Here is a 15,143-nt window from a genome sequence, read left to right on the forward strand (position 1 = left end):
GGGTTCGGTGGTGCGGGTCCTGGCCCGGTGGGAGCCGGGTCGGGAGGCGCGGTGCGGTGGCCGCGCGCGCCTCCTCGGGTGGTGGGTCGCGTCAGCGGCCGGTGCCGCCGTGGACGACGGCGTCGACCTCGGCGTCGAGGCCGAAGGCCGAGTGGACGACGCGTAGGGCGTCGTTCAGGGTGTCGGCCCGCGTGACCACCGAGATGCGGATCTCGCTGGTCGAGATCATCTCGATGTTGATGCCGGCCTCGAAGAGGGCCGTGAACAGCCGCGCCGAGACGCCCGCGTTGGTGCGCATGCCCGCGCCGACGAGGGCCAGCTTGCCGATCTGGTCGTCGTACTGCAGGGACTCGAAGCCGATCTCGGCCCGGTCGGACTCGAGGGCCTGGAGCACGACGGCCCCCTCGGACTTCGGCAGGGTGAACGAGATGTCGGTGCGGCTGGTCGACGCCGCCGACACGTTCTGCACGATCATGTCGATGTTGGCGCCGGTCTTGGCGACCGTGCGGAAGATCTGGGCGGCCTTGCCGGGCACGTCGGGGACGCCGACGACGGTGATCTTGCCCTCGCTGAGGTCGCCCGCGACCCCGCTGATGATGGGTTCTTCCACGTTCTCTCCCTCTTTCGGGTTGACGACGAGCGTGCCCTCGTTGTTGTTGAACGACGAGCGGACGTGCAGGGTGACCCCGTGACGCCGGGCGTACTCGACGGCACGGATGTAGAGCACCTTCGACCCGGCGGCGGCGAGCTCGAGCATCTCTTCGCTCGTGACGCGGTCGAGCTTGCGGGCCTTGGGCACGACGCGGGGGTCGGCCGTGAAGACGCCGTCGACGTCGGTGTAGATCTCGCACACGTCGGCGTCGAGCGCCGCGGCGAGGGCGACGGCGGTCGTGTCGGAGCCGCCGCGACCGAGGGTCGTGATGTCGCCCGTCGACCGGTTGAACCCCTGGAAGCCGGCGACGATCGCCACGTACCCGGCGTCGAGCGCGTCGCGCACCCGTCCGGGCGTGACGTCGACGATGCGGGCCTTGCCGTGCTGGGCGTCGGTGATCATGCCGGCCTGGCTGCCGGTGTACGAGCGGGCCTCGACGCCCAGGCTGCGGATCGCCATGGCGAGCAGGGCCATGCTGATGCGCTCGCCCGCGGTGAGCAGCATGTCGAGCTCGCGACCGCCGGGCAGCGGGCTGACCTCGTTGGCCAGGTCGAGCAGTTCGTCGGTGGTGTCGCCCATCGCGCTGACGGCCACGACGACGTCGTTGCCGGCCTTCCGCGTCTCGACGATGCGCTTGGCGACGCGCTTGATGCTCTCGGCATCGGCGACGGACGACCCGCCGAATTTCTGCACGATCAAGCTCACGGTGACTCCTGAGAAGGGGGACTGGGCGCGCCGGAGGACGGCTCACGCCTGCGTCCGGCGATTCTATTCGGTGTCGAGAGCGTGTGACGTACGTCGGTCGCGGGGCGTCATCGGCGCCTCTCCCCTACGGTGGACCGATGCCCGACACCACCGACCAGGCCCGCGGCGCCGCCAGCCGCCTCCAGGACAGCCGCGCCCTCCGGACCGCCGCCCGCGTCGGCTTCGCCATGAACGGCCTGCTCCACGTCGTGATCGGCGTGATCGCCCTCGGCGTCGCGTTCGGAGGTGGAGGCGAGGCCGACCAGGGCGGTGCCCTCGGGCAATTCGCGTCCCGCCCGGGCGGGGTCTTCCTCCTCTGGCTGATCGTCGTCGGGCTCTGGGGCCTCGGCCTCTTCCAGCTGCTCGAGGCCGCTCTCGTCCGCGGGACGGACAAGGACGCCTGGGCCGAGCGCGCGAAGGAGGGCGGCAAGGGCATCGCCTACCTCGCCGTCGGGTTCACGGCCTTCACCTTCGCCCGGGGCTCGTCGTCGGACAGCTCGGGGCAGACCCAGACGCTCAGCGCCCGGCTGCTCTCCGCACCCGGGGGCGTCGTGCTGCTCGTCGTCGTCGCGCTCGCCATCGTGGCGATCGGGGGCTACTTCGTCGTGAAGGGCGTGAAGCAGAAGTTCCGCGAGGACCTCACGCTGCCGGGCGGTGCGGCGGGACGGGGCACGGTCGCCCTCGGCGTCACGGGTTACGTGGCCAAGGGGATCGCCCTGGGCGTGGTGGGGGTGCTGTTCGCGGTCGCGGCCGTCACCTCCGACCCGAGCGAGGCCACGGGGCTCGACGGCGCGCTGAAGGCCCTCGCGGCCCTCCCGTTCGGCGTGGTGGTGCTCACGGCCGTCGCCCTGGGGCTCATGGCCTACGGTGCGTACTGCGCCGTGCGGGCACGGCGCGCCCGCCTCTGACGGGCAGGCGCGCGCCGGACGGGTTCAGGAGGCGCGGGTCGTCATTCGGAGACGAGCCGGCGGCCCTCGAAGGCGCGGCCGAGCGTGACCTCGTCGGCGTACTCGAGGTCGCCGCCCACGGGCAACCCCGAGGCCAGTCGCGTCACCCGGAGACCGAAGGGCGCGAGCATCCGGGAGAGGTACGTCGCGGTCGCCTCGCCCTCGAGGTTGGGATCGGTGGCGATGATGACCTCTTGCACGGTGTCGTCGGCGAGACGCTGCACCAACTGGCGGATGCGCAGATCGTCGGGACCGATGCCGTCGATGGGACTGATCGCCCCGCCGAGCACGTGGTACAGACCGCGGAACTCGCGGGTGCGCTCGATGGCCTGGACGTCCTTGGCCTCTTCGACGACGCAGATCGTGGCGGGCGAGCGACGCGGGTCACGGCAGATGTTGCACGTCTCTTGTTCGCTGACGTTGCCGCAGATCTCGCAGAAACGCACCTTGGTCTTGACGTCGACGAGCAGCTCGGCGAGGCGTGACGTGTCGAAGGACTCGTTCTGCACGATGTGGAACGCGATGCGCTGCGCCGACTTGGGCCCGATGCCGGGGAGGCGACCGAATTCGTCGATCAGCTCTTGGACGATGCCTTCGTACACGCGCTACTCGCTTCTCTGAGGCGTGACCCGGGGGGCGATCGTCTCTTCTTCGATGAACTGGGCCCCGAGGATCTCGCGCACGACGGCCTCGCCGTAGCGCGACCCGGTGGGGATGCCCCGGCGCGGGTCACCGGTCGCCGCGCGACGCTCGGCCACCGACGGACCCGCACCGGCGGAGGCGGTCGGTGTGCTGGTGGCCGCTGTGGAGGGCGACGGGGCGGCGGCGGCGGGGCGAGCCGGGGGCACGTCGACCTCGGGCGGAGGAGGCGCGGCGTCGACCGTCGGGACGCCGCCGGGCGGTTCTTCGGTGATGTGCTCGGGTTCGTCGGGCTCGGGGGGCGGGGTCTGCGGGATGGGGGCGACGTCCCACCCGGTGACGGGGGTCGAGCCGCCGGACCGCCCGGCGGACGCGGACGCCGGAGCGCCGGACCGCCCCGCCGACGCGGGCGCCGGGGCGCCGGACCGCGCGGCGGCCTCGGGCGCCGCAGCCGGCGCGGGAGCCAGGGACGGGCTCGGCGCCGGCGACGCGGAGGCCTCGGGCGTCGACGACGTCGCGGCGGGGGCCGTGGCCCGGCCCGTCTCGGACGGCGCCGACCCCGGAGACGCGGGCCCGGACGGCTGGCGTCCGGCCTCGGGCGCCGGTGTGGTCGACCGGCCGGTCTCTCGCGGCGCACCCGACGTGGCGGGAGGGGCGACGGCGTCGACGGGTGCACCCGTGGGGGTCGGGCCCGCGGGCCCGTCGCCCTCGACGCGGGCGATGTACTTCACCTTGACGCCGAGGACGTCGACGATCGCGCGTCGCAGGTACTCGCTGACGCCCTCGGCCGCGCCCTGCGGCCGCTTGAAGCTCTCGACGTCGTTGGCGCTGGGGAAGGCCAGCGTCAGCACGTCGTCGACGAAGTCGACGACGGTGGCCGTGACGACGACCATCCAGGCCGTGCGCCGCGCCTTCTGGACGACCTCGACGATCTCGGGCCAGCTGTCACGCAACTGCTGGAGCGTGACGGGAGCCGCGCCGCTCCCGGACGCCTGGCCGGTGTCGGGGGTCTGTGCCCACGCGGCCGAGTGCGGTGCGGACGGAGGCGCGGGTTCGGTCGGCGTCGCGGAGTCGGCCTGGTCGGCCCGGGTGGCAGAGGTCGACGGAGCGGCCGTCGCCCAGGACGCCGTCGCACTCTCGACGGCCGACGGGCCACCGGCCGCCTCGGTCGACGGCGTGGCCTCGACGGGCGAGGCGGGCGGGGCCGACGCGGACGGGGCCGACGCGGACGGGGCCGACGCGGACGGGGCCGACGCGGCGACGGGAGGCGTCGATCGACCCGCCGTCCGGACCTCGGCCGGCCGGGCAGCCGCCTGCGTCGACGGGGCAGCGGACGGACCGGGCACGGCGGACGGACCGGAGCCTGAGCCCTCGACCCCGACGCGTCGTTCGAGGCGCTCGACCCGGGCGAGGGCGCCCCGGCCGGTCTGGTCGCTCTCGGGGACGAGGACGCGCGCGATCATCAGTTCGAGGTGCAGCCGCGGCGAGGTGGCCCCGGTCATGTCGGTGAGAGCGCGGTTCACGACGTCGGCCGAGCGCGACAGCTCCGCGGCGCCGAAGGCGTGCGACTGGTGCACGAGACGGTCGAGCTCGTCAGCCGTGACGCCCCGCAACACGGCCGAGGCACCCTCGACGGTCGCTCCGACGACGATGAGGTCGCGCAGGCGTTCGAGCAGGTCTTCGACGAACCGCCGAGGGTCTTGCCCGGTCTGGACGACGCGGTCGACCGCAGCGAACGCCGCGGCGCCGTCACGGGCGCCCAGCGCCTCGACGACGTCGTCGAGCAGCGATGCATGGGTGTACCCGAGCAGCGCGACGGCGCGCTCGTACTGGATGGCGCCGTCCTCACTGCCGGCCATCAGCTGGTCGAGGAGCGAAAGGGTGTCGCGCACCGACCCGCCGCCGGCACGGACCACGAGCGGGAGCACGCCCGGGGCGGCCTCGACCGACTCGCTCTCGCAGAGTTCGTGGACGTACTCGAGCATCTGGGCCGGGGGCACGAGGCGGAACGGATAGTGGTGGGTGCGCGACCGGATGGTGCCGATCACCTTGTCGGGCTCGGTGGTCGCGAAGATGAACTTGACGTGCTCGGGCGGTTCTTCGACGACCTTCAGCAGGGCGTTGAAGCCCTGCGGGGTGACCATGTGGGCCTCGTCGAGGATGAAGATCTTGAAGCGGTCGCGAGCCGGGGCGAACACGGCCCGGTCACGGATGTCGCGGGCGTCGTCGACGCCGTTGTGGCTGGCCGCGTCGATCTCGATGACGTCGAGCGAGCCGCCGCCGTCGCGTGAGAGCTCGACGCACGACGCACAGACGCCGCACGGGGTGTCGGTCGGGCCCTGGGCACAGTTGAGGCAGCGGGCCAGGATGCGCGCGGACGTCGTCTTGCCGCAACCGCGCGGCCCGCTGAAGAGGTAGGCGTGGTTGACGCGGTTGGTGCGGAGTGCCGTGCGGAGCGGATCGGTCACCTGCGTCTGCCCGATGAGCTCGGCGAAGTTCTCTGGCCGGTAACGGCGATACAGGGCGGTGACCACAGAGCAAGAGTAGTCGGGGCTACCGACAACGGTCGACGGCGGGAGTCGCCGTCGAGGGCCCCTCGCGGCGCCCCGGGCGCACGAGAGGGCCCGTCGTGTCGACGGGCCCTCGGGTGCGGCTCCCGGCCGGGGTGGACTACTCGGCGGACCCCCTCGCGCGACGGCGGACCCTGGTCGCCGACACGAGGCCGAGGCCGATCAGCAAGGCGAAGGCCGCGAGCGAGAACCAGCCGAGGGCGTCCGACCCCGTGTACGCCAGGCCCGAGACGGAGCCGGTCGGGACCGCTCCCCCACCGGTGCCGGTGCCGTTACCGGTGCCGGTGCCGGTGCCGCCACCCGATCCGGGCAGACCCGGGAAGCCGGGGGTGCCAGGGGTCCCCGGGGTCCCGGGCGTCCCGGGAGTTCCCGGGTCGCCCGGCGTGCCCGGGGTCCCGCTGGCCGCCGCGACGGTGAACCCGGTGGTGACCGGGGCCGACGTGGCGCCCGCGATCGTCTCGGTCGCGGCGACCACGTGGGGTCCGACGGCGACGCCCGCGAGGACGACCGTCCAGCTCCCCGTCCCGGGGTCGGCCTGGACGACCTGCGCGGTGCCGTCGTCGAGCTGCACCGTCACCGTGGCACCGGGTTCCGCCGTCCCGACGACCGTCACGGGCGTCGTGCCGCCGGTTCCGGCCTGCAGGACCGAGCCGGCCACCGGGCTGGTGATCACCACGGGGTCGACCGAGGCGATCAGGAGGTCCTGGCTCACCGTGGTCGTGCCCGCGTCCGCGGTCTGCGTCGCCGTGACGACGTAGGCGCCGACCGGGACGTCCGTGAAGTCGACCGCCCAGGTGCCGTCGGCCCCGACCGTCGCCGACTGCGTCGGCCCGCCGCCGAGATCCACCGTGACGAGCGCACCGGGTGTGCCGGTGCCCGTCACCGTGACGTCCTCGAGGCCGTTCCCGTCGACGTCGGCGATCAACGCGCCGGGTGCCGGCGAGGTGATGACGACGGCGTCGGTGCTCGCGGCCGGCGAGACCGTGAACACGACGGTCTCGGGGGCCGACACCGCGCCTCCCACGGTCTGGGTCACGGACAGGGTGTGCTGCCCCTGTTCGACCCCCACCAGGGTGGTGGACCAGGCGCCGTCGGCGTCCACGTCGACCACGACCGGGAGGCCGCCGTCGATGCTGACGGCCACCGAGGCGTTCGGCTGGGCCGAACCGCCGACCAGGACGTCCGCCGTCCCCGCCGTGCCCGCCGGCAGGATCGAGCCCTGTTCGGGCGAGGTGACCACGAGCGGCGCGACCTCGGCCGCGGGGGCGAGGGTGACGTCGACCGACGCGCTGCCGGTGACGACGCCGCCGACCGTCTGTTCGACGATCACGGTGCGGGTGCCGACCGGGACCGCCGGCAGGGTCACCGACCAGGTGCCCCCGTCGGTGACGGTGGCCGTCTGCGTGATGCCGCCGACGGAGACGGTGACGGTCGCTCCGGGCTCGCCCGTTCCGGTGACCGGCAGGTCGACGAAGCCGTCACCGTCGGTGTCGACGACGAGCTGTCCGTCGGCCGGCGAGGTGATGGTGGGCGCGGCGGCGGGGTCGGCCGGGACGGGCACGACGACCACCGAGACCTCGACGGGAGCGCTCGTGGCGCCTCCGATGGTCTGCACGGCCGAGACCGTGTGCGTCCCGGTGCCGAGCACGACCGGCACCTGCCACGAGCCCGAGGCGTCGACCGTCGTGGTGACGGGGTCTCCCCCGTCGACCGTGACGGCGACGGGTGCGCCCGGCTGCCCCTGGCCACGGACGACGACCGGCGCGGTGCCGGCGTCGCCCGCCTGGTACTGCTGGCCGTCGGTCGGTGCCGTGATCGTGAGCGTCGCGGCGGCCTCGACCACGACCGTGGTCGTGACCGGAGCCGACTCGACCCCGCCGACGGTCTGCGTCGCGGACACCACGTGCTCGCCCACGCCGACCCCCGCGAAGGTGGTCGACCAGTCGCCGTCGTCGTCCACGTCGACCGTGACGGCCGTGCCGTCGTCGAGCGTCACCGCGACGGTCGCGCCGGCCTGGGCCGAACCGGACACCGGCAGGTCCACCGTCGAGGCGGCGGACGGCACGAGGAGGCGCGTGCCCGTCGCCGGGTCGGTGATCCGGATCGGGTCTGCCGCGACCACCGCGAACGGCTGGGTCACGGGGACCGTCGTGACGGTGCCGTACTGCTGCACCACCGAGATCGGTCCGGCACCCACCGGCACCGCGTCGAAGGTCGTGGTCCACGCCCCCGTCGTCGGGTCGGCCGTGACGGCCTGGGTCAGGTCGCCACCGAGCGAGACCGTGACGGTCGCGCCGGGCTGGGCGGTGCCCGACACCGTGACCGGCGTCGTCCGGCCGTCGAGGACGACGACCGTGGCACCCGGGGCGGGCTCGGTGATGGTGACCGGGGTGCCGACCACCACGTCGAGCTGTTGGGTGGCGGGAGTCGTCGAACCGGCCGGCACCGTCTGCGTCACGACGACCGGGTACGAGCCGACGGGCACGTCGCCCACCGTGACGGTCCAGGTGCCCTCGGGGGTCACCGTCGTCGTCTCGGAGAGGTCGTCGCCCACCGCGACCACGACCGTGGCGCCGGGCTGACCCGTGCCGGTGACCGTGACGTCGGTGGCGTCGTCGGCGTCACGGACGACGATCGACGACCCGGCGGGCGGCGAGGTGATCGTCACCGGGGCGGCCACGACGACCGACACGTCCCGCGTGATCGGGGTCGACACGACGCCGTCGACGGTCTGGGTGACCGAGGCGGTGCGGCCGCCGACCGGGACGCCGTCGACCGTGACGCTCCAGGCGCCGGTCGTCGGGTCGGCCACGACGGTCCCGACCAGGCCGTCACCGAGGTCGACCGTGACGGTCGCTCCGGGCTGGGCCGTGCCGGACGCGACCACCGGGGCGGTGTCGCCCGCGGCGAGCACGACGACCGTCGTGCCGTCGGTGGGCCGGTCGACGACGAGACCCGCTGCCGCCGCGACCGTGAACGGTTGCGTCGCCGCGGCCGAGGTCGCGCCTCGGATCGTCTGCGTGGCGGTCAGGGTGTAGTCGCCGACGGGGACTCCGTCGACGGTCGTCTGCCAGTCACCCTCGGGCCCGACGGTGGCGCCGGCCGTGAGGCCCGTGCCGAGCGAGACGGCGATGGTGGCGCCGGGCTCACCGGTGCCCGAGACGACGACCGACGTGGTGCCGGCCGGGTCGAGCAGGGAGACCGTCGCACCGGGGGTGGGGGTGACGATCGCGGGCGCGGCGGGGGCCACGACGATCGACACGTCCCGCGTGACCGGGGTCGAGGTCGAGCCGTCGACGGTCTGCGTGACCGCGATGGTGCGGTCGCCGACCGGGACGCCCGGCACGGTGACGCTCCACGCGCCGGTCGTGCCGTCGGCCGTGACCGTGCCGGTCAGGTCGTCGCCGAGGTCGACGGCGATCGAGGCGCCCGGCTCGGCCGTGCCCGACACGACCAGGTCGGTCGTCGCGTCCGGCGTCGCCACCGCCACGACGGTCCCGACGGCCGGGGCCTCGATGACGACCGCGGCGGCGGAGACCACCGAGAGGGGTTGGGTGACGGCGGGCGACACCGAGGTGCCGAGCGCCTGGGTGGCGGTGAGCGTGCGCTCGCCGACCGTGACGCCGGCCACGACGACGCTCCAGGCGCCGGTGGTCGGGTCGGCGATCGTCGAGGCCACGAGGTCGTCGCCGAGGTCGACGCGGACGGTCGCCCCGGGTGCGGCCGTGCCGCTGACCGTGACGGCCGTCGAGGCGGTCGCGTCGGCGACGGTCACGACGTCACCGGGCTCGGGCTGCAGGACCTCCAACCCGGGACCGACCACGATCCGGAACCCGGCCGCGACGGGGGTCGAGGTCGTGCCGGCCACGGTCTGCGACGCCGTCACCTGGTAGACGGCGGTCGGCAGGTCGGCGAAGAGGACGGACCAGTCGCCGGACGTCGGGTCGGCGGTCGTGGTGACGGCCGCTCCCCCGTTCAGTCGGACCGAGACCGGGGCGCCCGGGGACGCCGTGCCCGAGACGGGGACGTCCACGGTGCCGGCCGGGTCGAGCACCGTGAACACGGTGTCGTCCGGGTCGACGATGACGACCGGGGCGGCCGCGCGGATCTCGAACGAGCTCTCCTGCGCCGGGGAGGTGGTGCCGCCGATGCTCTGCGTCACCGACAGGTCGGCCGCGCCCACGGGCACGCCCGGGACGTCCACGGACCACCGGCCCGTGGCCGCGTCGGCCGTCGTCGTGGCGGCGAGGTCGGCGCCCGTCGCGGGATCGAGGACCACGTCGACCGTGGCTCCCGCCGCGGCGGTGCCGGAGACGGTCACCGTGGTCACGACCTCGGGCCCGGCCACGTCGACGACGGAACCGTCGGCGGGGGTCAGGACGACGAGCGGGTCGCCGGCGAGGATGCGGACCACTCGGGTCTCGGGAGCCGAGACCGAGGTGCCCACGGTCTGGGTGGCGGTGACGGTCCGCGTGCCCACGGGCACCCCGGCGAAGGACACCGTCCAGGCACCCGTCGTGGTGCCGGAAGTGACCGTGTCGGTGAAGCCGTCGCCGAGGTCGACGCGGACGACCGCGCCCGGCTCGGCCTGGCCCGACACGACGAGCGTCGTGGTCGAGGACGGGTCGGCGAGGACGATCGGGACGCCGTCGGCCGGGGCGACGATGGTCAGCGGGGCGGCCGGGTCGATCGTCACGACGCGCGTGTCGGCCTGCTGGACGGTGTCCCGCACCGCCTGTGAGGCCCCGAGGACGCGCTCTCCGACGCCGACGCCGACGAGCGTGACCGCCCAGGCCCCGGTGACGGGGTCGGCGAGGGTGCTGCCGACCTCGGCGCCGTCGAGGGTCACGGTGATCCGTGCGCCCGGCTGGGCGGTGCCGGCGACCGGGACGTCCTGCGTGGCCGCGGGCGAGGCGACGACGTAGCGGATGTCGGCGGCGGGCGTCGTGATGACCACGTCGGCCCCGGAGACGATCTCGAAGGCCCGGGTGACGGGCTCGGTGGTCGTCGTGCCACCGACCGTCTGGGTCGCGGAGGCGACCTGGTCACCCACGGGGACGCCCGGGACCGTGACGGACCAGAGCCCGTCGGGCCCGGCGGTCGTCGGGACCACCACGCCGGCCAGGGTGACCTCGACGGACGCACCGGGGTAGGCCGTCCCGGTCACGACGACGGCGGTGGTGCTGTCGGCGCCGGCGACCGTGACGACGTCGCCGTCACCGGGTGCGGTGATGGAGAGGTCGGCCTCGGCCGAGACCACCGAGAAGTCCGTCGGCTCGGCCTCGAGGAGGTCGGGGCCCTGCTGCTGGCTCGCGCCCACGACGTGGTCGCCGACGGCGACCCCGGTCAGGACGAGGGACCAGGCACCCTGCGCGTTCGTGGCGACCGGGGCCCGGCCGACGCCGTCCACCGTGACGGTGACGGGCAGACCCGCCACGCCGGTGCCCGCGATGGTGACCGGTGCGGTCCCCTGGTCGTCGGCGACGACCAGACGGGTGCCGGGGACGGGCGCCGTGATGACGACGTCGCCGCCGACGCTGACCAGGACGTCCCGCGTGTCGGCGTCCGAGGTGGAGCCGTTGATGCTCTGGGTCACCGAGACCGTGTGCGGACCGACCGGGACGCCGTCGACCGTGACGGACCACTGGCCCGAGACCGGGACGACCACCTGGCCGACGAGGCCGTCGCCGAGGTCGACCTCGACGGTCGCCCCGACCTGGCCCGTGCCCGAGACGACGACGGGCGTCGTGTCCTGCGGTCCCGGGACGAAGTACTCGGCGCCGTCGAGCGGTGCCGTGACGGCCAGGGGCGTGCCCTGCGCGATCGTCAGCGGCTGGGTCACCGGTGCCGAGGTGGTCCCGCCGAGGGTCTGAGTCGCACCGAGCGTGCGGACACCGGCGGGGACGTCGGGGATGACGGCGGTCCAGGCGCCCGTGGCGGGGTCGACCGTGGCAGGCACCTCGAAGCCGGCACCGAGGCCGACCGTGACGGTCGCCCCCGGGTCGGCCGTGCCGGTGACGGTCACGTCGGCCGTGGTGCCGCCGACGATCGGGATCGTGGCCCCGGGGGCCGGCGTCGAGATGGCGACCGGGGTCCCGGCGACGATCGTCACGACGCGCGTCTGCGCAGGCGACACGGTGCCGCCGACGGTCTGCGTCGCCGAGATCGTGCGCTGACCGACGGGCACGCCGGCGACGTCCACCGACCAGGCGCCGGTCGTGGCGTCCGCCGTGACCCGGCCGGTGAGGCCGTCACCGAGGTCGACGCGGACGTCGGCGCCGACCTGGGCGGTGCCCGAGACGGTCAGCGTGGACAAGGAGGCGCTGTCGGCGACGCGCACCGTGGTGCCCTCGGCCGGGGCGAGGATGTCGAGCGGCGCACCGGCGGCGACCGTCAGCGGCTGCGTGACCGGCACCGAGACCACGCCCGCGACCGTCTGCGTGACGCTGATCGTCCGGGGCCCGACGGGCACGGACGACACGGTGGCCGACCAGGCGCCCGTGGCGTCGGCCGTGGTCGTGGCCACGTAGCCGTCGCCCAGGTCCACGCGGACGGGGGCGTTCGGCTCGGCGGCTCCCGTCACCGTGACCGGGGTGGTCGAGGTGGCGTCGGCGACCGTGAGGGTCGCACCGGGCGCCGGCGTCGAGATCGTCACGCCGGTCGCGGCCAGGAGGGTGAAGTCGGTGGTCTGCGGGGCGGACACCGCGCCTCCCACCGTCTGCGTCGCGGTGGCCGTGTAGGTGGCGACCGGCAGGGCCGGGAAGGTCACGGACCAGGTGCCGTTGGGGGCGACCGTCGTGGTGAGGTCGCGGCCGCCGCCGAGGGTGACGGCGACCGGGGCCCCGGCCTGCCCGGCACCCGAGACGGTGACGTCACGCGTGGAGTCGGCTCCGGGCAGACGGTACTGCGTGCCGGAGGTCGGGCTCGTGATGGTCAGGCCCGTGCCGGCGACGACGCTGAAGGCGCGCGTCACGGCGGCGGAGACGTCTCCACCGAGGGCTTGGGTCACCGACGCGGTGTAGCCGCCGACGGGCACGCCCGGGACGGTCGTCGACCAGGTGCCGTCCGCGGCGACGAGGGCCGTGGCCGTGCGGCCGCCGCCCAGGTCGACGGCGACGGTGGCCGTGGGGGTCGCGGTGCCCGAGACGATCACGGGCGTCGTGGAGTCGGCGTCGAGGACCGTGAAGACGCGTCCGGCGGTGGGCGTGGTGACGACGAGCGGCTGCTGCGCGACGACGGTGAAGTCCCGCGTGACCGGGCCGGTGGTCGCGGTGCCGAGGGCCTGGGTCACGGAGGCGCTGTAGGCCCCTGCGGGCACGTTCGCGACGGTCACGCTCCAGCTGCCGTCCGCGGCGACCGTGCCGGTGCCCGTGAGACCGGCACCGAGGTCGACCGTGACGGTGGCGCCGGGCTCGCCGGCACCGGTCAGCACGACGCTGCGCGTGGCGCCCGGGGAGGCCGGGACGACGAACACCTGCCCGGCGGTGGGCGTGGCGATGCTGAGGGGGGCGAGGGCCGCGGCGCGGACGGTGGAGGTCGCGAGGTCGACCCGGGACGCGTTCACCAGCGGGAGGACCGAGAGGCTGACCGCGTGGACGGAGCTCGAGCCGGCGTCGGTGCCTCGGCCGTCGCGGAAGCCCGCGCCGTCCTGGGCGTTGATCGTGACGCGGACGAGCTGGTTGAGCAGCGTCGTGAGAGGCGCGAGGGTCGTGACGACCGCGGCGGTCGTGGTGCGCAGGCTGGTCGTCGTGGCGGCGAGCGCCGTGCCGTTCACCAGGGGCGAGTAGAGGCCGCCCACGGTCGGCAGGAGGGACGTGGTGACGAGGGTCGTGACCGCTCCCGTCAGCACGCCCAGGCCGAGGGGTGCGGTGACGACCGTGGCGGCGGCCGGGGTCGTGCCGTCGATGAGCTGACCGACCGTCGTCGTCGTGGTGGCCCCGAGCGTCAGGTTCGCCCCCGCGAGACGCACGGGGACCTGCAGGTCGACGGTCAGCGCGGTCGACCGGATGGCGGCGTTCGCCGCGGCGACGAGGTTCGTCGGGAGCTGGTTCTGCAGGATGTCGGTCAGGCCGGCCGTCACGGCCGTGAGCGTGGCCGGGCTGAGCAGGTCGCTGTTCGCCGGCAGCCCGTTCAGTGCCTGCAGGTCGATGACGATCTCCCCGGTCGACGGGGTGAGGGTCACGATGCCCGAGGTGAGCGGACGCGCCAACTCGGTGTCGAGGGTCGACGTCAGGTCGACCCCGCCGCGGACGACGACGGTGGGCTGGCCGGCACTGGCGAGGGGGAGTGCGTTGACGAGGCCGACGAGCGGTGCGGTGACGGGGGCCACGGCGTTCGTCAGCGCGGCGGAACCGCCGACCGCGTCGACCGTCGACCCGAGACCGGTCACCGTGGTGCGGAGCGAGGAGGTGACGCCCGCGACCGCGGGGCTCGTGAGGGTGTAGCGGGCACCGGCGACCTGGTAGGCCGTCGTGGGCGTGGTGGCGGTGGCGCCCCGCTGCTGGGTGATCTGCGACGAGAGCGCGCCGAGCTGCAGGGTCACGTCGCTGAGGACGCCCTGCGTGGCGGGCACCTGGGCGAGCAGCGGCTGGAGACGGAGGGTGGTCTGCTGGGCCGGGCTGCCGTCGCCGACGGCGATCGAGCCGTCCTGGGCGATGAGACCGGCCGAGGCGGTGGCGCCGGTCGCGGTGGCGTTCGCGTACTGACCGTCGACGCCGAGGGTGAGCAGCCCGTTGCCCCCGAGGAGGCGGATGCCGTTGCCCAGACCGACCGTGAGCGCGTTGACGGCGGTGAGGTTCAGCGGGTTGCGCGACGTCGGCGGGTTCTGCGTGGTGCCGAAGGCCGAGTAGGCCCCGCCGAGTGCGGCGACCTGGTCGAGCGCGACGATGCCCGTTCCGCCGACGAGCGACGCCTCGGCCTCGCTGCGGTCGGTCGTGGCCGCCTGCGCGGGGACGACGACGACGAGCGCGCCGACGACCGCCGCGACGACGGCGGCCGCCGTCGCCTTCAGTGCGCGGGACGCGTGGGAGCGCCGGGGACGCTCGATCGTCTGGCTTCGCATGGGTGTGCCTCTTCCTGACGGGACGAGCCCGCCGCCTGATCCGAAGAACTCCCGCTGGTGAGGCGGGAGGTGCTGCTGTTCTGTTGTGTCGTCGCCGCGTCGCCGCCCGGGGACGACGGCGAGGCGAACGGGACTACCGCGCGGTGCGCGGGCTCGTTCGCCTGGTGCGGGTGCTGCTGACGTGCCGTGGTGAGGGGCTCATCGGTCCTGATCCTGATCGTGTGGTGCGGGTGCGACGGCGCCGTCGCGCGTGGTCGCACCGTGGTGAGGGGTGCGGCCGGAGCGGTGGTTGATCGCTCCCGACGAGCTGGTTCGGTCTCGTCGTGATGCCGAGCATAGGGGGCATCGCGCGGATCGCGCACCCCACGAAGGGGGGCCACGGGGCCTTCGGCCCCCAAAAGAGAAATGACCCCTCACGCACCCGTCAGAGCCCGGTTACCCTTGCTGCATTTCTGCCCTGGGGGAATTGGCCTGGATGACGCCACGTGAGGAGCCTCGACGAGTTTAGCGGCAACTGAGTGGTCGCCGCG

5 protein-coding genes and 1 other RNA gene are annotated in these 15,143 nt (G+C 74.4%); 1 reads left to right on the plus strand and 5 read right to left on the minus strand.

Features of this window, described 5'->3' with window-relative positions:
• Window positions 1–91: 91 nt before the first annotated feature.
• Entirely contained in the window at window positions 92–1,357 is a 1,266-nt protein-coding gene (locus ASL10_RS08940) for an aspartate kinase (RefSeq protein ID WP_056046470.1), read from the minus strand.
• A 137-nt stretch (window positions 1,358–1,494) separates the two neighbouring features.
• Here ASL10_RS08940 and ASL10_RS08945 point away from each other — a divergent pair, with 137 nt between their 5' ends.
• Window positions 1,495–2,304 carry a DUF1206 domain-containing protein gene (locus ASL10_RS08945; RefSeq protein WP_056046472.1) on the plus strand — a complete coding sequence of 270 codons (810 nt, stop codon included), beginning with the start codon at window positions 1,495–1,497 and terminating at the stop codon, window positions 2,302–2,304.
• 41 nt (window positions 2,305–2,345) lie between these two features.
• Here ASL10_RS08945 and recR read toward each other — a convergent pair whose 3' ends face one another.
• The 4 genes from recR to ffs all read right to left on the minus strand — a co-directional run bounded on the left by recR (window position 2,346) and on the right by ffs (window position 15,111).
• A complete protein-coding gene (gene recR, locus ASL10_RS08950; RefSeq protein WP_043595550.1) occupies window positions 2,346–2,945 on the minus strand; it encodes a recombination mediator RecR in 600 nt (199 codons plus the stop codon).
• Window positions 2,946–2,948: 3 nt separating this feature from the next.
• Window positions 2,949–5,516 carry a DNA polymerase III subunit gamma and tau gene (locus ASL10_RS08955; RefSeq protein ID WP_056046474.1) on the minus strand — a complete coding sequence of 856 codons (2,568 nt, stop codon included), beginning with the start codon at window positions 5,514–5,516 and terminating at the stop codon, window positions 2,949–2,951.
• A gap of 136 nt (window positions 5,517–5,652) precedes the next feature.
• Entirely contained in the window at window positions 5,653–14,613 is an 8,961-nt protein-coding gene (locus tag ASL10_RS08960; protein WP_056046476.1) for a choice-of-anchor G family protein, read from the minus strand.
• A 401-nt stretch (window positions 14,614–15,014) separates the two neighbouring features.
• Window positions 15,015–15,111: signal recognition particle sRNA small type (gene ffs / locus ASL10_RS15570), an RNA gene on the minus strand.
• Window positions 15,112–15,143: the final 32 nt, after the last annotated feature.

Origin of the sequence: Frigoribacterium sp. Leaf8, from assembly GCF_001421165.1 — a bacterium.
Classification (GTDB): domain Bacteria; phylum Actinomycetota; class Actinomycetes; order Actinomycetales; family Microbacteriaceae; genus Frigoribacterium.